At 67.3% G+C, this 19,880-nt stretch carries 18 protein-coding genes, 1 tRNA gene and 1 pseudogene; 14 read left to right on the forward strand and 6 right to left on the reverse strand.

Annotation, left to right across the window (positions count from 1 at the left end):
- Positions 1-32: 32 nt before the first annotated feature.
- Positions 33-1,523 carry an FAD-dependent tricarballylate dehydrogenase TcuA gene (tcuA, locus tag QP029_RS08350; RefSeq protein WP_284873883.1) on the reverse strand — a complete coding sequence of 497 codons (1,491 nt, stop codon included), beginning with the start codon at positions 1,521-1,523 and terminating at the stop codon, positions 33-35.
- Positions 1,524-1,764: 241 nt separating this feature from the next.
- Between tcuA and QP029_RS08355 the strand changes: the two genes are divergently transcribed.
- The 5 genes and pseudogenes from QP029_RS08355 (at position 1,765) to mfd (ending at position 9,416) form a co-directional block, all read left to right on the forward strand.
- Positions 1,765-2,745: a Bug family tripartite tricarboxylate transporter substrate binding protein gene (locus tag QP029_RS08355; protein ID WP_284873884.1), complete on the forward strand. Its 981-nt coding sequence runs from the start codon at positions 1,765-1,767 to the stop codon at positions 2,743-2,745.
- A 167-nt stretch (positions 2,746-2,912) separates the two neighbouring features.
- Positions 2,913-3,305: pseudogene (locus QP029_RS08360) on the forward strand (tripartite tricarboxylate transporter TctB family protein); the annotation flags it as partial.
- Positions 3,306-3,396: 91 nt separating this feature from the next.
- Positions 3,397-4,953: a tripartite tricarboxylate transporter permease gene (locus QP029_RS08365; protein ID WP_284873885.1), complete on the forward strand. Its 1,557-nt coding sequence runs from the start codon at positions 3,397-3,399 to the stop codon at positions 4,951-4,953.
- A 162-nt stretch (positions 4,954-5,115) separates the two neighbouring features.
- Complete coding sequence (locus tag QP029_RS08370; RefSeq protein ID WP_284873886.1) at positions 5,116-5,766, forward strand: TetR/AcrR family transcriptional regulator; 651 nt, start codon at positions 5,116-5,118, stop codon at positions 5,764-5,766.
- A gap of 8 nt (positions 5,767-5,774) precedes the next feature.
- Positions 5,775-9,416, forward strand: coding sequence for a transcription-repair coupling factor (gene mfd / locus QP029_RS08375; RefSeq protein ID WP_284876198.1), 3,642 nt, complete (start codon positions 5,775-5,777; stop codon positions 9,414-9,416).
- Here mfd and QP029_RS08380 read toward each other — a convergent pair.
- Genes QP029_RS08380 through nadA form a run of 3 tightly spaced genes read right to left on the reverse strand, consistent with a single transcriptional unit; the run spans position 9,406 to position 11,042 of the window.
- Positions 9,406-9,744, reverse strand: a complete 339-nt coding sequence (locus QP029_RS08380; protein ID WP_284873887.1) for a type II toxin-antitoxin system PemK/MazF family toxin — start codon at positions 9,742-9,744, stop codon at positions 9,406-9,408. The genes mfd and QP029_RS08380 overlap by 11 nt on opposite strands.
- Positions 9,741-9,986 (reverse strand): hypothetical protein, encoded by a 246-nt coding sequence (locus QP029_RS08385; protein WP_284873888.1) that lies wholly within the window; start codon positions 9,984-9,986, stop codon positions 9,741-9,743. The genes QP029_RS08380 and QP029_RS08385 overlap by 4 nt, the downstream gene beginning before the upstream one ends.
- Positions 9,987-10,025: 39 nt before the next feature.
- Entirely contained in the window at positions 10,026-11,042 is a 1,017-nt protein-coding gene (gene nadA, locus QP029_RS08390; RefSeq protein ID WP_432418666.1) for a quinolinate synthase NadA, read from the reverse strand.
- Positions 11,043-11,203: 161 nt separating this feature from the next.
- Between nadA and QP029_RS08395 the strand changes: the two genes are divergently transcribed.
- The gene (locus QP029_RS08395; protein ID WP_284873889.1) at positions 11,204-12,358 is read left to right on the forward strand and encodes an HNH endonuclease signature motif containing protein; all 1,155 of its coding nucleotides are present in this window, start codon (positions 11,204-11,206) and stop codon (positions 12,356-12,358) included.
- Here QP029_RS08395 and QP029_RS08400 read toward each other — a convergent pair.
- Positions 12,348-13,820, reverse strand: a complete 1,473-nt coding sequence (locus QP029_RS08400; protein ID WP_432418667.1) for an amino acid permease — start codon at positions 13,818-13,820, stop codon at positions 12,348-12,350. The two genes, QP029_RS08395 and QP029_RS08400, sit on opposite strands and share 11 nt — an antisense overlap.
- Before the next feature lie 55 nt (positions 13,821-13,875).
- Between QP029_RS08400 and QP029_RS08405 the strand changes: the two genes are divergently transcribed.
- Positions 13,876-14,505, forward strand: coding sequence for a MazG nucleotide pyrophosphohydrolase domain-containing protein (locus QP029_RS08405; protein ID WP_284873891.1), 630 nt, complete (start codon positions 13,876-13,878; stop codon positions 14,503-14,505).
- A gap of 9 nt (positions 14,506-14,514) precedes the next feature.
- Here the strand turns inward: QP029_RS08405 and QP029_RS08410 are convergent, their stop codons facing one another.
- Entirely contained in the window at positions 14,515-14,928 is a 414-nt protein-coding gene (locus tag QP029_RS08410; protein WP_284873892.1) for a hypothetical protein, read from the reverse strand.
- 179 nt (positions 14,929-15,107) lie between these two features.
- On the opposite strand from QP029_RS08410, the gene QP029_RS08415 reads away from it, so the two are divergent.
- The 7 genes from QP029_RS08415 (at position 15,108) to QP029_RS08445 (ending at position 19,848) form a co-directional block, all read left to right on the forward strand.
- Positions 15,108-15,896, forward strand: coding sequence for a lytic transglycosylase domain-containing protein (locus QP029_RS08415; protein WP_284876200.1), 789 nt, complete (start codon positions 15,108-15,110; stop codon positions 15,894-15,896).
- Between the two features lie 121 nt (positions 15,897-16,017).
- The gene (gene eno / locus QP029_RS08420) at positions 16,018-17,295 is read left to right on the forward strand and encodes a phosphopyruvate hydratase (RefSeq protein WP_284873893.1); all 1,278 of its coding nucleotides are present in this window, start codon (positions 16,018-16,020) and stop codon (positions 17,293-17,295) included.
- 73 nt (positions 17,296-17,368) lie between these two features.
- On the forward strand, positions 17,369-17,857 hold the full coding sequence (locus QP029_RS08425; RefSeq protein ID WP_284873894.1) for a septum formation initiator family protein: 489 nt from the start codon (positions 17,369-17,371) through the stop codon (positions 17,855-17,857).
- Between the two features lie 5 nt (positions 17,858-17,862).
- Positions 17,863-18,420: a DUF501 domain-containing protein gene (locus QP029_RS08430; RefSeq protein WP_284873895.1), complete on the forward strand. Its 558-nt coding sequence runs from the start codon at positions 17,863-17,865 to the stop codon at positions 18,418-18,420.
- On the forward strand, positions 18,417-19,376 hold the full coding sequence (locus QP029_RS08435) for a Ppx/GppA phosphatase family protein (protein ID WP_284873896.1): 960 nt from the start codon (positions 18,417-18,419) through the stop codon (positions 19,374-19,376). The genes QP029_RS08430 and QP029_RS08435 overlap by 4 nt, the downstream gene beginning before the upstream one ends.
- A gap of 6 nt (positions 19,377-19,382) precedes the next feature.
- Positions 19,383-19,706, forward strand: a complete 324-nt coding sequence (locus QP029_RS08440) for a hypothetical protein (RefSeq protein WP_284873897.1) — start codon at positions 19,383-19,385, stop codon at positions 19,704-19,706.
- Between the two features lie 65 nt (positions 19,707-19,771).
- Positions 19,772-19,848 (forward strand) — tRNA-Leu (locus tag QP029_RS08445).
- Positions 19,849-19,880 lie beyond the last annotated feature (32 nt).

Here is a 19,880-nt window from a genome sequence, read left to right on the forward strand (position 1 = left end):
CGGATGTGGACCGGATGCCCGAATTCTACAGGTCAGGCCAGTGATCCTGCCCTGCGGCCGAAGACGCAGCCGGCTGCCAGACCCGTGCCGCCCGGATAGTTGGTGCTGAACAGCCCGCCGAGCATCTCGCCGGCGGCGTAGAGCCCCTCGATGTGCTCACCCCGCTCATTGAGCACGCGGCCATGGGTGTCGGTCTTCACCCCGCCGAAGGTGAAGGTGATGCCACAGGTCACCGGGTAGGCGTAGAACGGGCCCTGCTTCACCGGCACCGCCCAGTTGCTCTTCGGCGGTGTGATGTCCGCGTTCTTGCCGTCCTTGACGGTCGGGTCGAAGTCGACGTCGCTGTTGACCGAGGCGTTGAAGTCCTCGATGGTGCGGACGAAGGCCTTCTCGTCGACGTCGAGCTTGCCTGCGAGCTCCTCGATGGTGTCGGCGACCTGGACGGAGATTCCCGGCATGTCGTACTCCTCGGTCCGCAGCATCGGGCGGATCGTCGAGTCGTAGACCTGGTAGGCGACGGAGCCCGGCTGCTGGAGGATCTCCTTGCCGTATTTCGCGTAGGTGTAGTTGCGGAAATCCGCACCTTCGTCGAGGAAGCGTTCACCGTCGCGGTTGATGAGCAGCCCCAGGAAGTAGCTCTGTCGGGTGAGCCGGTTGGTCAGCTCACGGTTCGACTCGTTATTCGCGCACAGGGCGTCCCATTGCACACTGTGGCAGGTGCCGAAGTCACCGCCCTCGGCCGCGCCGATGGCCTGAGCCGCGGCGATCATGTCCCCCTGGTTGTACGGGGTGCCTCGCACCTTGGCGTTCTCCCAGCCCTCACCGAGGTGCTCGCGGCGCCACTCGGCGTTGGACTCGAATCCACCCGCGGTCATGACCACAGACTCCGCGTGCAGCTCGACCTCATCACCGTCGTCCGTGGTGGCGCGGACACCGATGACCTTGCCGGCGTCGTCCGTGATGAGGGAAGTGGCACGGTGGCCGTAGCGGATGTCCACCCCGTGCTCGCGGGCCACCCGGGTGTGGTCCTCGATCATGCCTTCACCGCCACCGACGTTGCCGACATGCAGTCCACCCCAGAACAGGTAGCTGCCATCCGCACGCTCGTAGGCCTGGCGCTCGTACATGAGGCGGTACTTCAGGCCGAGGGACTTCAGCCACAGCAGAGTCGGGGTGATCTCCTCGATGAGAACGTCAGTGAGCTCCGGATCATTGCGTCCCTCCGTCACCTTCTCCAGGTCTGCGCGGTACTCCTCGGCGGAGTAGGGCGGGACGACGGTGGTGGCGTGGCGCGGGTCGTCCTCCACCAGTGACTGCAGATCCTCGAGGCCGTCGTGGACGATGCGCGTGGCCCCGGCGGTGTAGAAGCTGTTGCCACCGGCCATGTCCTCCGTGCCGCGCTCGAGGAGGATGACCTTGCGTCCTCGGGTGGCGGCGGCGTGGACCGCCGTGAATCCGGCGTTGCCGCCGCCGACGACGATGACGTCGGCGTCGTTGTTCTGGGGGGAGTGTTCGGTGGACACGTGGTTCTCCTTCTCGAGGGGCGGATTGCGATGTGCCCCAAAGTATACGACTGTATACAAAGACTTGTCTAGTGGTTCGGCGAGATTGGCCACATCCGCCTGGTTTTGGGGTGGGTATGCCTGTATTTCGTGTGTAGGGGAAGGAAATTCGCTCTTGCTATGACGTGGGTCATAGTGTACGACTGTATACATGGAAGAATCCAATGCGGATCTTCCGCTACAGAGACCCAGGAGGTTCGACATGGCAAAGCCATGGAAGTTGGGCGTGTTCGCCGCGGTGGTAGCCGTCGTCGCGGCACTGGCTTTCGCGAATGCGGCGTCCAGCGGAGGCGTGAGCACCGCCCGCAGCAAACTCACCCTCATCGCCCCGGCCGCCCCCGGCGGCGGCTGGGACGGTTTCGCCCGAGAGGCGCAGCACGTCATGCGCGCGGACGGCATCGTCAACAACCCGCAGGTGGTGAACATCCCCGGGGCCGGCGGCACCATCGGTCTCAGCCAGTTCGTCCAGGAGACTGGACGAGAGGACCTCGTCATGGTCACCGGTGGTGTCATGGTCGGCGCCATCGAGCTGGCCGGCGGAGAGACCGGGTTCGACGACGTCACTCCACTGGCGCGCATGGCCGACGACTACTCCGTCCTCGTCGTGCCGGCCGATTCACAGTTCCAGACCCTCGATGATTTCCTCGCGGAGTGGACCGTCAACCCGGGTGCCAACTCCATCGGCGGCGGCTCCCTCGGTTCCATCGACCACCTGCTCGGTGGTCTGCTCGCCCTGGAACTGGGCATGGACCCCAAAGACGTCAACTACGTCGCCTACTCAGGCGGCGGTGAGGCACTCAACTCCCTGCTCTCCCACACCACGGCAGCCGGAATCTCCGGTTACAACGAGGTCAAGGACCAGATTGAGGCAGGAAATCTCCGGGCACTGGCCATCTCCTCCGAGGAACGACTCGCTGGATCAGACGTCCCCACCTTCATCGAACAGGGTGTGGACGTGTCCATGTCGAACTGGCGCGGTTTCGTCGCCCCGCCGGGCATCTCCCCGGAGGCCGAGGCTGAACTGCTGGCCATCATCGAGGAGCTACGTGACAGCGAGGACTGGCAGGCGGCCGTCGAGCGCAACAGCTGGATCGACACGTATCAGACAGGCGATGAGTTCACCGAGTTCCTCGATGAGGAAGTGGACACCGCAAAGCAGGTAGTGAAGGAGCTCGGACTGTGACCCACCACAACTCTGACCAGACCATGACGGATCATCCGACGACGGGGGAGGAGTACCCCGAGCTGGGACGGGCACACCGGTGGGGCTGGTTGTCCGGCCGCAGCGAACTCGGTTTCGTCCTGCTCATCCTGGTGGTGGCGACGTGGCTGATGAGCGGTGCCTTCACCATGGAGGTGCTCGGCCAGTCGCGGCCGGGACCGCAGTTCTTCCCGATCGTCGTCGCGGGCATCCTCTACGTCGCCGCCGTCGCCATCACCATCTCGGTAATCACCCGACCGACCCTGCCCGACGGTGAACCGCACCCCGGCCGCGGCAACTTCTCCGCCGAGCTGCTCATGGACATCTCCGACGTCCACGAGGAGCGGGTCCGCCGCCGGTACAGCAAGTACACCGGCGACCAGGCCACCTACTCGGACTGGGCAACCGTGGGCAAGGTGGTCGGCGGCATCGTCCTGTTCATCCTCCTGCTCAACCCGGTGGGGTGGATCATCAGCGCCACGGTGCTTTTCTGGATCGTCGCCTGGGCCCTCGGATCCCGCCGACCGATCGTGGACATCGGGGTGGCCCTGCTGTTCGCCTCCGTCATCCAACTCGCATTCAACGCCGGCCTCGGGCTCCCCTCCCGGCCGGGTTCCTGGAAGGACTGCTCTGATGGACCAGCTCTCGCTCCTGTTCGACGGGTTCGCCAACGCGATCACCCCCACCAACCTCCTCTGGGTCTTCCTCGGCGCGCTGCTGGGTACCGCCGTCGGCGTGCTGCCGGGACTGGGCTCGGCCATGGCGGTCGCCCTCCTGCTGCCCATCACCTTCTCGCTCGACGCCACCGGCGCGTTCATCATGTTCGCCGGCGTGTACTTCGGTGGCCTCTTCGGTGACTCCACCGCCGGTATCCTCCTCAACACCCCGGGCAACTCCTCCGCGATCGCCTCGACCTTCGAGGGGCACCGGATGGCCAGGAACGGTCAGGCGGCCAAGGCGCTGGCCACCGCCGCACTCGGAGCCTTCACCGGTGGCCTCATCGCCACCACGCTCGTCGTCTTCTTCGCTCCGACCCTCGTCCGGCTGGCCACGCTCTTCGGGCCCGCCGAGTACTTCGCTCTGGCGGTGGGCGCGTTCCTGGCCATCTCGGCGGTCGTCGCCGAGTCCGTGTTCCGCGGTCTGGCGGCACTGGCGATCGGCCTGGCACTGGTCCTGGTCGGCATCGACGGGCCGAGTGGCACCTCCCGCTACACGTTCGGCTCCCCGGAACTGTTCGACGGCATCTCGATCATCGTCATCACCGTCGGACTCCTGGCCCTCGGCGAGGTCCTCCGGGTCTCCTCCCGCATCCACCGTGAGGAGAGCCCCATCCAGATCCAGCCCAAGGGTTTCGCCCGGCTCTCCGGACGCGATTTCCGCGCCGCCCTGCCGGCCTGGCTCCGTGGCACCGCCTTCGGCGCACCGTTCGGGCTCATCCCTGCCGGTGGTTCCGAGGTCCCCACCTTCCTCGCCTACGGCACGGAGAAGCGCCTGGCCAAGCGGTCCGGTGACGCCGAGTTCGGGACGACCGGCTCCATCAAGGGCCTTGCGGCTCCGGAGGCGGCGGGCAACGCCACGGCCGGCACCGCCATGGGAGCTCTGCTGGCTCTCGGCCTGCCGACGTCCGCCACCGCGGCGATCATGCTGGCCGCGTTCCAGCAGTACGGCATGCAGCCGGGCCCGCTGCTGTTCGAGCGCAGCGGCGACATGGTGTGGGCGCTGCTCGCCTCCCTGTTCATCGGCCTGGTGGTGCTGCTCATCCTCAACTGGTCATTCGCACCGATGTGGGCGAAGCTGCTCAACATTCCGCGTCACTACCTCTACGCGGGCATCACCATCCTGTCGATGCTGGGCGTCTACGCCATCAGCTCCTCGACCTTCGACCTCTGGCTGGTCCTGGGCCTCGGGTTGCTCGGGTTCATGATGCGCCGGTACAACATCCCGGTCGCCCCGGTGCTCATTGCCGTGGTGCTCGGGCCGCTGGCGGAGACGGAACTGCGACGGGCTCTCGCCGTCTCGGAAGGGGATCCCTCCATCCTGGTGTCGAGCCCCTTCACCCTCACCATCTACGGCGTCCTCGCCATTGCGTTGGCGGTGAGTGCCATCCAGCATGTCCGTCACATCATCGCCAAGAAGAACGACACTGACGCCGCTGAAACGACCGACACCGTCAACACCCCCGTCACCTGACCCCCGGATCTGCTTCCCCACCAGGACTCGAACCTGGAAAGCTGGTACCAAAAACCAGAGTGTTGCCGATTACACCATGGGGAACCGCGTCCGAAAACGCATGATCAGCGTACCTGAGACTCGGCGGGGGCCGGAACACCGGCACCGGATAGGGTGGGGGACATGGTTCGACAGCGGATGACCGGCAAGGAACGGCGCGAGCAACTCATCTCCATCGGGCGGGCCGTGTTCGCCGAGCGGGGTTTCGAGGGCACCAGTGTGGAGGAGATCGCACAGCGGGCGAGTGTGTCCAAGCCGGTGGTCTACGAGCACTTCGGTGGCAAGGAGGGGCTGTACGCGGTCGTCGTCGACCGGGAGATGCTCGCCCTGGAGAAGGTCATCACCGACGCTCTGTCGCATGGTCGGTCGCGGGTGCGGATCGAGCAGGCGGTCATCGCCCTGCTCACCTACGTCGAGGAGGAGACCGACGGGTTCCGCATCCTCGTCCGCGACTCCGTGCCGGGTCAGGACCAGTCCTATTCGACGCTGCTCAACACCGCCGTCGGTCAGGTCTCCCACATTCTCGCCCATTCCTTCGAGCGCACCGGGTTGGACCCGGAGGTGGCGATCCTCTACGGTCAGGCTCTCGTCGGCATGGTGTCCAACACCGCGCAGTGGTGGCTGGATGAACGGCAGCCGGCGAAGGAGATCGTCGCGGCGCACATCGTCAACCTGTGCTGGAACGGGTTGGCGGGAATGGAGTCCGCGCCGGTGCTCTCCGCGCAGGTGCGGGAGACGTTGGCGGATTCGGAATCAGCGGGGAGAACTAGGTGACGGCGAACATGCTCGCGGGGCTGCTCAAGGTGGCGGCCTCGGACCCGAAGCTCAAGGGGCTGATCAGCCACGTCGGTGAGCAGCAGCTGCACATCACGGGCATCGACCAGGCCCGTCCCTGGGCGGTCGCTGCGCTGGCGCACCACGCGCCGGTGCTGCTGGTCACCGCTACCGGCCGCGAGGCCGAGGACCTCACCGCCGAGCTGCGCGCCATGATGGGGGACACGGTCGCCTGGTTCCCCTCTTGGGAGACGCTGCCGCATGAGCGCCTGAGCCCCGGCGTGGACATCATCGGTCAGCGGGCGAGGGTCCTCGACCATCTCGATGAGCTGCGGGTGGTCGTCACCGCGGCGCGTGGCGTGTGCCAGCCGCTGCTCGAATCCGTCGACGGGCGGGAGCCGGTGCGCCTGCGCCGGGGGGCCGACCACGACTTCTCCGCCCTGACGGAGGAGCTGGTCTTCCGCGCCTACAGCCACGTGGACATGGTGGCCAAGCGCGGCGAGTTCGCCACCCGCGGTGGCATCCTCGACATCTTCCCCACGACCGCGGATCTGCCCGTGCGTGTCGAGTTCTGGGGCGACGAGGTCACCGAGATCCGCCCCTTCTCCGTCGCCGACCAGCGCACCATCCCCGAGGTGGAGCTCGACGCGGTGGAGATCTACCCGGCCCGTGAACTGCCCATCACCGACGCCATCGCCGCCCGCGCCGCCGAGCTTTCCCGGGACCACCCGGGCAACGCCACCCTCGTCGAGCTGCTGGCGAAGATCTCCGACCGCATCCCGGCGGACGGGATGGAGGCGCTGATCCCCGCGCTCGTCGATACGCCGATGCGGACCCTGCCCGAGCTCATGCCGGACGGCACGCACGTGGTGCTGCTCGCGCCGGAGAAGATCCGCACCCGCATCGCCGACCTCGCCGCCACCGACGCCGAATTCCTCGCCGCCGGCTGGGAGGCCGCCGCCATGGGTGCCTCCGGCCCCGTCGCCGCGGAGGGCCTCGACCTCGACGCCTCCTCCTACCGCTCCTACGAGTCCCTCGAGGCCGGCGCCCGCAAGGCCGGCCAGCCGTGGTGGACGTTCGCCCCGCCCGGCATGTTCGAGGCCTCCGACGCCGACACCCTCCCGCTCGACATTGAGCCCGGCCCCACCCCGCGTGGCGACGCCGCCGCCATCGACGAGATGATGTCCCTCCTGCTCGCCCACACCACCGCCGGCGGACGCGCCGCCTTCATCGCCCCCGCCCAGGGCGCGATCAAGCGCATGGTCGACCGCTTCGCAGAGAAGGGCATCCCCACCCGGGTGGCCACCCCCGGCTGGGAACCCACCCCCGGTGAGGTCACCCTCTACCAGGCGCTCAGCCACGCCGGCGTGGTGTTCCCGCGGGTACGCAAGCACCGCGACGCCGCCGCCATGCCCCTGGTCGTGGTCACCGAGACCGACCTCACCGGCAACCGCGTCGGCGACATCGCCGGCGCGAAACGACGCCCCGCCCGCCGCCGCAACAAGGTCGACCCGCTGGCCCTGAAGACCGGCGACCATGTCGTCCACGAGACCCACGGCATCGGCCGCTTCCTCAAGATGGCCGAACGTACCATCAAGGCCGGGGACGAGACCTCGCGTCGCGAGTACATCGTGCTGGAGTACGCGGCGTCGAAACGCGGCCAACCCGCCGACCAGCTGTGGGTTCCCATGGAATCCCTCGACCTGCTGAGCAAGTACACCGGCGGCGAATCCCCCACCCTGTCGAAGATGGGTGGCTCCGACTGGAAGAACACCAAGAAGAAGGCCCGCGCCGCCGTCCGCGAGATCGCCGGCGAACTCGTCGAGCTCTACGCTAAACGCCAGGCGGCCCCCGGCCACCGCTTCGGCCCCGACACCCCCTGGCAGGCGGAGATGGAGGACAACTTCCCCTTCGTCGAGACCGAGGACCAGATGCAGGCCATCGAGGCCGTCAAGGCCGACATGGAACAGGACGTGCCCATGGACCGCGTCATCGTCGGCGACGTCGGCTACGGCAAGACCGAGGTCGCCGTCCGCGCCGCCTTCAAGGCCGTCCAGGACGGCAAACAGGTCGCCGTCCTCGTCCCCACCACCCTGCTCGCCCAGCAGCACCTGTCCACCTTCATCGAACGCATGCAGGGCTTCCCCGTCACCATCCGCGGCCTGTCCCGCTTCACCTCCACCACGGAGTCGAAGGAGATCATCGCAGGGTTTGCCGACGGCGCCGTCGACATCGTCATCGGCACCCACCGCCTCCTGCAGACCGGCGTCCACTGGAAGAACCTCGGCCTCATCATCGTCGACGAGGAGCAGCGCTTCGGCGTCGAACACAAGGAACACATCAAGGCCCTGCGCACCGCCGTCGACGTGCTCACCATGTCCGCCACCCCCATCCCGCGCACCCTCGAGATGTCCATGGCCGGCATCCGCGAGATGACCACCATCCTCACCCCACCCGAGGACCGCCACCCCGTCCTCACCTACGTCGGCGCCCAGGAGGACAAGCAGATCGCCGCCGCCATCCGCCGCGAACTCCTCCGCGACGGCCAGGTGTTCTTCATCCACAACAAGGTCTCCGACATCGAGAAGAAGGCCCGCGAACTCCGCGACCTCGTACCCGAGGCCCGCATCGTCGTCGCCCACGGCCAGATGGGCGAGGAACAACTCGAACAGACCGTCCAGGGCTTCTGGGACCGCGAATACGACGTCCTCGTGTGCACCACCATCGTCGAAACCGGCCTCGACATCGCCAACGCCAACACCCTCATCGTCGAGAACGCCCACCACATGGGCCTGTCCCAGCTCCACCAGCTCCGCGGCCGCGTCGGCCGATCGAGGGAACGCGGCTACGCCTACTTCCTCTACCCCAAGGGAGCCACCCTCACCGAGACCTCCTACGACCGCCTGGCCACCATCGCCCAGAACAACGACCTCGGTGCCGGCATGGCCGTCGCCATGAAGGACCTGGAGATGCGCGGCGCCGGCAACGTCCTCGGCGCCCAACAGTCCGGCCACATCGCCGGCGTCGGCTTCGACCTCTACGTCCGCCTCGTCGGCGAGGCCGTCGAGGTGTACAAGTCCCTCGCCCGCGGCGAAGTCCCCGACGCCACCGACACCGGACCCAAGGAGATCCGCATCGACCTTCCCGTCGACGCCCACATCCCCGAGTCCTACATCAACTCCGAACGCCTGCGCCTCGAGGTGTACCGCAAACTCGCCGCCTCAGCGGACGACACGGACCTCCAGCTCGTCATCGAGGAGATGGAGGACCGCTACGGCCCCGTCCCCGAGGAGGTCTCCCGGTTGCTGGCGGTGGCCCGGCTGCGCCACCAGGCCCGCCGCGCCGGCATCTCCGACATCATCGTCCAGGGCACCCGCATCAAGATCCACCCCGTCGATCTGCCCGACTCCAAACAGGTCCGCCTCAAGCGGCTGTTCCCCGGTTCCACCTACCGGGCGGCCGCCAAAGCGATCCAGTTGCCGTTCCCCAAGGTCGGCAACGGTGCTGGTAAGCCGAACCTGCGTGACGTCGAACTTCTCCAGTGGGTGGCAGACACGTTATCGACGATGTTCGACATCGACCCCGTCGACGTCAGTGGCGGCGCCGGCGCGGCCGGAAAGAAGAAGAACGTGGTCAGCTTCAGCGGGTAGGTGGCTCATCGATGAGGTCGATCACCCACCGGCGGATCGACCTCAATTCCTCCGGGGTGACCGTGCCGGAGATCCTCGTGATCCGCGAGCGGGCTATGGTCCGCACCTGTTCGGTCATTGCCCAGGATTCCAGCGCCGCCAGCTTCACGTGGTTCTCCCACCCCTGTCCGGTACGGGTCACCGGTACCACGACGGCGAGATCGGTGACCACCTCCAGATAGGTGGGGCCGGAGATGACCACTGCGGGGCGGTAACCCGCCTGCTCCTTGCCCGAGGTGGGGCTGAGGTTCACCCACACGATCTGCCCCGGACGCAACGATGTGCTCATGCCGGGGAAGCGGTGGTGAGATCTGTGCTGTCCCACAGCTCCATGTCCCTGCGCCACGCGCCGAGAACCTCCGCCGGGGTTGAGCGCACGGAGTCAGCGAAGCGGGCCAGGCGGTGCCGACGCAGTTCCTCGGCCAGGATCTTCTCCAGGAACGACCCCATGGTCATGTCGCTGCCACGGGCGAGATCGCGGAGCGAGTCCCGGACCTCGACCGGCACCTTGATGGTGGTCATCTGAGTCATACTTCGGAGGATACTCCCGGTATGCCACGAGGGGAAGGTCTACTCCCCGCCGCCCGGCTGCCCGATGGCGATCATCCGCTCGAGGGAGGCGCGGGCGGCGTCGGCCACGTCGACGGCAACGTCCACTTCATCGACGCCGAGGGCCAGGCAGCGCAGCAGGGCAGCCGGGGTGATCATCTTCATGTAGGAACACGACGCCCGGTCGTTGACCGGCTGGAAGTCCACCCCCGGGGCGGTCTGCCGCAGCTGGTGGAGCATGCCGATTTCAGTGGCGACCAGCACGGTGCCGGAACCCTGTCGGCCGGCCTCGTCGAGCATCTGGCCGGTGGAGAGCAGGTGGACCCGGGAGGCGTCGACAAGCCCCTCGCCGGCGAGGTAGATCGCGGAGTTCGCGCAGCCGCACTCCGGGTGGATGTAGAGGTCCGCGTCCGGGTTCTCCTCCGCCTGCCGCGTGAGATCCGGCCCCGAGATACCCGCGTGGACGTGGCACTCACCGGCCCAGATGTGCATGTTCTCCCGGCCGGTCTCCCGCCGGACGTGAGCGCCGAGGAACTGGTCGGGGCAGAACAGGATCTCGCGGTCGGCGGGCAGGGAGGCGACGACGTCGACGGCGTTCGACGACGTGCAGCACACATCCGTCAGGGCCTTGACCTCGGCGGTCGTGTTGACGTAGGACACCACCAGCGCATCCGGGTGCTGCGCCTTCCACTCCCGCAGCTGCCCGGCGGTGATCGAGTCGGCCAGCGAGCAGCCCGCCCGCTCGTCGGGGATGAGCACCGTCTTCTCCGGCGACAGAATCTTCGCCGACTCCGCCATGAAGTGCACCCCGCAGAACACGATGACATCGGCGTCGGTCTCCGCCGCGATCCGTGACAGCCCGAGCGAATCACCCGTGTGATCGGCGATGTCCTGGATCTCCGGCAGCTGGTAGTTGTGGGCGAGGATGACGGCGTTGCGCTCTGCGGCCAGGCGCCTGACCTCGGCGGCCCAGTCGGCGTCGGCGTCGACGCCGGTCCAGCCATCGGGCCCATCGACGATCTGATCGAGCAGGGACACGGTGAACTCCTTGAGTCAGGACGGTAACGGCCCCTGAAGTATCCCAGATGTCAAGCCCCCGCAGGCCCCGAGGGCCCCGGGGCTGTGGACAACGGCAGTTATCCACAGGCGGCATCTCTCGCTTATCGACGCCCCCGTGGTCACCGTCTACCGTCCACCCCATGGACGTCGTGAGCGCACTGGAGGCCCTGCAGGGTAGGGGCATCGAGGTGTTGTCGGCCATCGCCGTCGGGCGGCTGACCCGCCAACGCCTCATCGACCTCGGCCACCCGCAGTCCACCGCACGGGCATGGGCCCGCCTCTCGGAGGTGTTCTTCGGACCCACGCGCTCCCGCCGACTCCAGGCGGCGGCGGTGGCGGCCGCCCGCGACGGCGGCCTGTCCGTCGACGCTCTCCGGGCCGTGGACAAGCACGCCCGCAAGCTGCTCAAGGACGCCTCGGTCTCCGAATGGGAATTGCGCCTGGAACTGTGCGGTCTGACCGGCACCGTCGACGAGATCGACCGGCAGGCCGCCGCCCGTGTCCGCGAGATCAACCGCACCGTCGCCGACGCCGAGAAGAAGGCCTTCGGCCGTCGCAGCCTCAAGGGCGGGAAGAACACCGACGCCCAGGGCCTGCGCACCATCACCGTCACCCTGCCGGAACGACTCATGGCCACCACCCTCGCCCGTCTGCGGGTCACCGCCGGTCGGCTGCGGGGTCAGGATGCGAAGCTGTCTTATGAGCAGGCGATGGCGGATGCGTTCCTCTCCCACGTCGGGGCTGGTGCCGGTGTCGCTGCCGGGACGGTGCCCCCGATCCCGCTGGTGGTCATCGGCTTACCCGACTGGGCGAGGATCCACCGACAGGAGGGTGACGAGACGATCTTCGCCCTGACCGACGGCACCACCGTCACCGGCGCTGAGCTGGTGGCCGGGCAGATGGCCGAGCATCACCTGGTGGGGGTGTACGACCCGGTCGAGGGGCCGGTCAATCTCTACCGGAGCCAGCGTCTGGCCAGCGGGAAGCAGCGGATGCTGTTGGCGGCGGAGACGATCCTGTGTCCGACGCCGGGGTGCACGACCTCGGCGGATGAATGTCAGGTGCATCACCTGGTGGCCTGGCAGCATGGCGGGGAGACCAATGTGGCGTCGATGTCGGTGGTGTGTCGGGTGCACAATGCCCGTAACGACGACGATCCTAACGCCCCACCCCGCAACGGTCGCCTGGAACGGCAGGACGGTGGGGTGGTGTTCCACCCGCCTGACGGGCGGGCGGTGGAGACGAATCGGCACCCCATCCGGGAGCTGTCAGCGATGGCACTGGTCAGAGGGTGAGCGTCCCGTTGACCAGGCCCACCACCGCCACCACCGCGGCGACGAGAATTACGGCGACGACGACCCACTCGAAGGCGTTGAAGGATCGTTCGCCGGCACGTCGACGCGTCCACATATAGGGGATCAGGCCCGGGGCGACCGCGAGGGCGCCGAACAACAGGAAGGTCAGATCCGCCGCATAGACGAGCCAGCAGGAGTAGATGAAGGCGACGATGGCGACGGCGCGGTGTCGAGTGTTGTCGATGGGGGAGACGTCGGGACCGGAGTCGTCGAAAAGCGTGCCCGCATGCGGGTGGGTGATGCCCCGGCCCCGCACGGTGAGCAGCACCAGGTACAGCGCCGAGAAGAGATACGGCACCAGGTAGAGGACCGTGGCGAGCTGGACCATCGACACGTAGGCCGTCTCGTTGAGGAAGAACAGGATGATCGTCGCCTGGATCACCAGACTGGACACCAGCTGTGCCGCCCACGGGGCGCCGGCGAGATTGACCGCGCCCAGGCGGCGGGGCAGTAGACCGTCGACGGCCATGAGCACAATCGGCTCGGCGCACAGCATCTGCCACGACACGTAGGCGCCGAGCACCGACAGGCACAGGCCGAGGGAGATCAAAGCACCGCCCCACGGACCGACGACCACCTCGAGGACGGCGGCCATCGAATTGTCCGGCAGGGCGGCCAGCTCCTCCTGGGTGAGCACACCGTAGGAGAGAGTGGAGACGGTGACCAGCAGGACGAGGACTGTGAGGAAACCGATGATGGTGGCCCGGCCGACGTCGTGACGCGAACGGGCCTGCTTCGAGTAGACGGATGCCCCTTCGACGCCGATGAACACCCACACCGTGAACAACATGACGCCCTGCACCTGCTCGAACACCGACCCCGTCGATGACTGCGCACCCCAGAAGTCCCAGGTGAAGCGGTCCCAGCTGAAACCAAGGAACGCGACGAGGATGATGAACGCCGTGATTGGCAGCAGCTTGGCCACCGTGGTCACCGCATTCATGAACGCCGCCTGGCGGATTCCCCTCGACAGCACGGCGAAGATCAGCCACGTCATCGACGAAACCGCCACCGCCGTGACGATCCGGTTGTCCGCACTGAAGAAAGGGACGTAGTGGCCGAGCGTGCCGAAGAACAACGTGGCGTAACCGACCTGGGCGATCACCGACCCCAGCCAGTAGCCCCAGCCCGAGGTGAACCCGATGTAGTCACCCAGGCCGGCGCGGACGTAGGAGTACACGCCCGAATCCAGATGCGGCTTGCGCACCGCGAGGATCTGGAACACGAAGGCGATGGCGAGCATGCCCACACCCGAAATCGCCCACCCGATGAGCGTCGCTCCCGGGCCGGCCGCCGAGGCCGCATTCTGCGGCAGGGAGAAGATGCCCGAACCCACCGTCGAACCGACGATGAGAGCAACCAGAGTCCACACCGTCACGGTGTGCGTACGAGTCAATGTCACCCGTTCACCTTAGGCGGGCTGTCCACCGGGGCGGAACTCGCTTTAGGATGAGGCCATGACAGTCCTGCTTCTCGACGACCGCTGGCCCTCCCTCATCCCCATGGAAGCGCACGGCCGACTGGCGGGACCCGTGTCCTTCACCGACGAGATCCCGGTCCGGGTGCGGTGGAACTTCGACTCCTTCGTCGCCCCCGAGGGGCCCGGCGTCCTGGTGAGCACCAATGAAGACGACCCCCAGGTTGTCCGGCGGATCGTGGCCGGTGAACCGGTCATCGAGGCGGAATCGCGGCGCGACCCGCTTCGGCAGGCGGTCCGGGTCATGTCGAGGGCGAGGTCTATAGGCGAGTGGGAGTCCGTCCAGACCCACCGCTCCCTGCTGCCCTTCCTCGCCGAGGAATCCCAGGAGTTCGCCGACGCTGTCGTCGAATGGGAGGTTGACGGCGACGAGGTGAAACTGCGCACCGAGCTGGGCGACGTCCTGCTCCAGGTGCTGTTCCACGCCGAACTCGCGTCCCGCCGAGGGGCGTTCGACTTCGCGGACGTCGCAGACAGTTTCGTGGCCAAGCTGCGGTCGCGGGCCCCCTACCTCTTCGACGGGTCGACGCGGATGGTCAGCGAGGCGGAGCAGCACCGGCTGTGGCAGATGGGTAAGGCCCGGGAGAATCAGCTTCCCCCGGGCCGGTAGGTCAGGCTGCTACTTCGGCTGGAGGGTGCTGGAGAGGTTGGTCAGGATGTCCTGGATGTCGCCGAGGTTGGAGCTGCCGGGGATCAGGGACTGCGGGTCCGGCTTGACGGTGCCGCAGGCGACAGCCTTGTCGGCGATCTGACCGGCGAACTGGGCGCTGAGGAGGTAGGTGCGCGGGTCGGTGATGGTCAGCGGCTTGGCTTCATCGCGGATCTGCTTGGCCAGGTCGGAGCGGGTGGTGGTGCCGTCGATGGTGAAGGCGCCCCGCAGGATCGGGTCGGCGACACGGCAGTCGGTTGTGGCGATGGCCCGTTCGACGAGGCCGAGACCGCCGCCGAGCTGGGCGGAGGCGGCGGGGGCGAGGCCGGTGACGGCGATGGTGGTGGCTGCTACGGTTGCGAGGGTACGGCGGGTGATGTTCATGGGGTGGGTTCTCTTTCGATAGGGCCAGGTGGTCTCCGCACAGCATCATATGTTATTGAAGTGGCTGATGTGACTGGAGTGGTAGTGTCGGCGGGGCGACGGGGGTAGTGGATCACACTGGCGTCGTCGACGGCGGGGGTTGGCGCGACCCCATCGAGGGGGCGGTAGGATCGGTCGCCATGAGTGCGGGCACGAGACGAGCAATGGGGTGCGGCCTCGGGGTGATTCTGGCGCTCATCATGGTCATTTCCCTGGTGGGGTGGGCGTTGTCTTTTCTCGATGTGTCGAGTCCGATGCGGCAGCTGCAGCCGGTGCCGGACAACGTTCCGCCGGCGGCGGGTGCCGAGGTCCCGGGCATCGACGTCCACGCGCCCGGCCGCACGAGCGACAAGCTCAGTTTCTGGGCGGAGCCCCTGGCGGCGGAGACGGACATCCCGGAGCCGGCGTTGCGGGCGTACGGCAATGCGGAGCTCATCGCCCGGGACGCGTGGCCGGAGTGCAACCTGGAGTGGAACACGCTGGCGGGTATCGGCTGGGTGGAGACGCGGCACGGCACGTATTCGGGGGACTACTTCAATCGTCCGCAGATCAATGCGGAGGGGATCGCGGATCCGCCGATCATCGGTATCCCTCTCGACGGGGGGCCGGGGGTCGCCGAGATCGCCGACACGGACGGTGGCCGGCTGGACAATGACACGGAGTTCGATCGGGCGGTGGGGCCGATGCAGTTCATTCCGGAGTCGTGGCGTCGATACGGGTTGGACGCCAGCGGTGACGGGTACGCGGATCCGCACCAGATCGACGATGCGGCGTTGGGGTCGGCGCATCTGTTGTGTTCGGACGGCCGGGACCTGTCGGTGCCGGAGGACTGGACGCAGGCGATCTACTCGTACAACCGGTCGCGGGATTATCTGATCAATGTGCGGGACGCGGCGGCGTCGTATGCGTTGCGTCAGCCGGCCCGGTAGGGGTCACACCCCGTGCGGGGAGGTTTTCTGGAAGAATTGACTCGGACGCGTGGCCGGTTGTCGGTTGCGCGTGGAAGTGAACACGAATTCCCACCCCGAAATGGCATACAGGAGGCCACCAGTGGCTGACATCATTCACGTTTTCGCCCGAGAGATCATGGATTCCCGTGGCAACCCGACCGTCGAGGCCGGTGTTGTGCTGGACGACGGTTCGTTTGCGCAGGCGGGTGTCCCGTCCGGTGCGTCCACCGGTGTCCATGAGGCACACGAGCTGCGTGACGGCGGTGACCGTTACCTGGGCAAGGGTGTGCAGAAGGCCGTCGAGAACGTCAACGAGGAGATCGCTGATGAGCTGGCCGGTTTCGAGGCGGACGATCAGCGTCTCATCGATCAGGCGATGATCGCCCTCGACGGCACGGAGAACAAGTCCCGCCTCGGTGCGAACGCGATCCTGGGTGTGTCGATGGCTGTGGCGCGTGCCGCCGCCGAGTCGGCTGGTCTGCCCCTGTACCGCTACGTCGGTGGTCCGAACGCTCATCTGCTGCCGGTGCCGATGATGAACATCCTCAACGGTGGCGCCCACGCTGATTCCGGTGTGGATGTCCAGGAGTTCATGATCGCCCCGATCGGTGCGGAGTCCTTCTCGGAGGCGCTGCGCGTGGGCGCTGAGGTGTACCACACGCTGAAGTCGGTCATCAAGGAGAAGGGCCTGTCCACGGGCCTGGGTGATGAGGGTGGTTTCGCCCCGTCGGTCGAGTCGACCCGTGCGGCCCTGGACCTCATCGTGGAGGCCGTCGAGAAATCGGGCTACAAGCTCGGCACCGATGTCGCTCTGGCGCTGGATGTCGCCTCCTCCGAGTTCTTCAAGGACGGCAAGTACCACTTCGAGGGCCAGGAGCTCACCGCGGAGGAGATGTCGAAGGTCTACGCCGACCTCATCGCCGAGTACCCGATCGTGTCCATCGAGGATCCGCTGCAGGAGGACGACTGGGACGGTTACGTCGCCCTCACCGAGGCCATCGGCGACAAGGTGCAGCTGGTCGGCGACGACTTCTTCGTCACCAACCCGGCCCGTCTGCAGGAGGGCATCGACAAGAAGGCCGCGAACGCCCTGCTGGTCAAGGTCAACCAGATCGGCACCCTCACGGAGACCTTCGACGCCGTCGAGCTGGCCCACCGCAACGGCTACCGCACGATGATGTCGCACCGTTCCGGTGAGACCGAGGACACCACCATCGCCGACCTGGCCGTCGCGCTCAACTGCGGCCAGATCAAGACCGGTGCCCCGGCCCGTTCCGAGCGGGTGGCCAAGTACAACCAGCTGCTGCGCATCGAGCAGGAGCTGGGCGACGCCGCCGTCTACGCCGGCCGTTCCGCCTTCCCGCGGTTCCAGGGCTAGACGCCCGTCGCTTTTCGACGCCCCGCTGTCCCAGCGGGGCGTTTCCCTTCTCCGGTATAGAATCGGAGGTCCTATGGCTGAGCAGAATCGCACCTCCACCCGCAGCCGGCTGACCGTGCCGGTGGTCTCCCGCGATTCCGCCGAGCGGACCCCGCGTCGTCCGAAGCGTCCGAAGGTGCGGTTGGGGACCGCGGAGATCGGTGTGCTCGTGGTGGTGACCATCTTCATCCTCTTCACCATCGCCGTGCCGCTGCAGAACTTCTTCCAGGGCCGTTCGGAGATCGCCCGGCTCAACGAGTCGATCGCGATGAAGCAGGCGGAGAAGGAACGGCTGCTCACGGAGATCGACAAGTATCAGGAGGAGGCGTACATCCGGGAGGAGGCGCGGCGTCGATTAGGGCTGATCGAGCCGGGGGAGACGGCCTTCCGCATCATTGATCCCCGCATGGAGCAGGACACCACGGTGACCACCTCGCAGGAGGAACTGGCGGCGGAGCGGACATGGTACGAGATCCTGTGGGACTCCGTCGCGACCCCGCCGCTGGGCGACATGGAAGAATGATCGCCATGAGTGTCAACGAAGAAGATCTCGCGGCCGTCGGCAAGCAGCTCGGACGCGAACCGCGCGGCGTCATCGACATCGCCTACCGCACCCCCGACGGCGCCCCCGGCGTGGTCACCACCTCGCCGAAGCTTCCCGACGGCACCCCGTTCCCCACCCTCTACTACCTCACCGAACCGCGTCTGACCGCCGAGGCCTCCCGCCTCGAGGTCGCGCAGGTGATGAAGTGGATGGAGGCACGCCTGGGCACCGACGCCGATCTCGCCGCCGACTACCGCGCCGCCCACGAACACTTCCTGGCCACCCGCAACGCCCTCGAGGACCTGGGCACCGACTTCTCCGGCGGCGGCATGCCCGACCGCGTCAAGTGCCTCCACGTCCTCATCGCCTACGCCCTCGCCGAGGGCCCGGGCCGGGTCCGCCTCGGCACCGAGGCCGTCGCGCTCGCCGCCGACCGCGGTGGCCTGCGCGGCACCGCCATCCCCGCCGACTGGCCCACCTGCGAGTCCCTCGGCATCGACGCCCACCAGTTCGACGAGCACTACCAGGAGTCCGCCCGATGACCAGGGTCGCCGCCGTCGACTGTGGCACCAACTCCATCCGCCTGCTCATCTGCGACGTCTCCGGGACGTCGATCACCGAGATCCACCGCACCATGGAGATCGTCCGCCTCGGGCAGGGCGTCGACGCCACCGGCGAACTCGACCCCGAGGCCATCGAACGCACCCGCGTCGCCCTGGCCCACTACGTCGACATCATGGAGTTCGAACAGGTCAGGGCCGTCCGCATGGTCGCCACCTCCGCCACCCGCGACGCCGCCAACCGGGAGGACTTCTTCCGCATGACCGGCGAGCTCCTCGGCCGCATCACCCCCGGCGCCCGCGCCGAGGTCATCTCCGGTGAGGAGGAGGCGGAACTCTCCTTCGCCGGCGCCATCACCGATCTTGCCGACGACCGCGGCCCCTTCTGCGTCATCGACCTCGGCGGCGGATCCACCGAGTTCATCGTCGGCACCGCCGACGGTGAGATCCTCGGCGCCCACTCCGCCCAGATGGGCTGCGTCCGCATCACCGAACGCATCATGCGCTCCGACCCGCCGACCGAGACCGAGACCGAGATCGCCCGCGACTACGTCGCCGAACGGCTCGCCGACGTGGTGAGCATCGTGCCCGTCGATAAGGCGAGGACCTTCGTCGGCGTCGCCGGCACCTTCACCACCCTGTCCGCCCTGGCCCAGGGCCTGGAGAGCTACGACCCCGTCGAGATCCACTCCTCGGTCCTGCGGTTCTCCGCCCTCCGCGTCCTCACCCAGGAGATTCGCCGCCAGACCGCGGAGACCCGCGCCCTGAACCCGGTCGTCCATCCGGGGCGTGCCGACGTCATCGGCGGTGGCAGCATCATCGTCGACGGCATCATGGACATGATCGAGAAGCAGTCGGGCGTCGACAGCTTCGTCATCAGCGAGAAGGACATTCTCGACGGAATCGTCGCCGGCCTGGCGGCGCAGCTTCCGGACTGATCCCCCGTGGAGATGGTGCGGGCCACGTCCTGGACCAGCGTGGCCTGCGGGGTGAGCATCCTCGTCTGTGCGCTCCTGGTTCTCGCGTTCCCGGTACCGCAGAGCGTGGGCCCGGCCCTCGTCGACGTGCTGTACATCTTCCCGGGGTTCCCTGGTGCGGTGGCGGCCGTGATCGCGGTGAGCCGGTGGCGTCGCCTCGTCCCGTCGATGGTGTTGCCCGGGCAGGTGCTCAGTCTGCTGCTACCGCTTGTCATCCTGGCGGTCGCGGTGTCACCGTGGGCCACCGGGTGGGAGCTGCTCGCCCTGCCGCTGGCCTTCGCGGTGGGTTAGCTGGCGGTGTTGGTGGGCCTGGTCGCCGGGGGTCGACGATAGGCGGTTAGAATGTGTCACCACCAGCCCCTATAGCCCAATTGGCAGAGGCAGCCGACTTAAAATCGGCACAGTGTCGGTTCGAGTCCGACTGGGGGCACCACAGGAGACTGAAATATATCTACACATCAGGAA

The organism is Corynebacterium suedekumii (assembly GCF_030252185.1).
Lineage (GTDB): Bacteria > Actinomycetota > Actinomycetes > Mycobacteriales > Mycobacteriaceae > Corynebacterium > Corynebacterium suedekumii.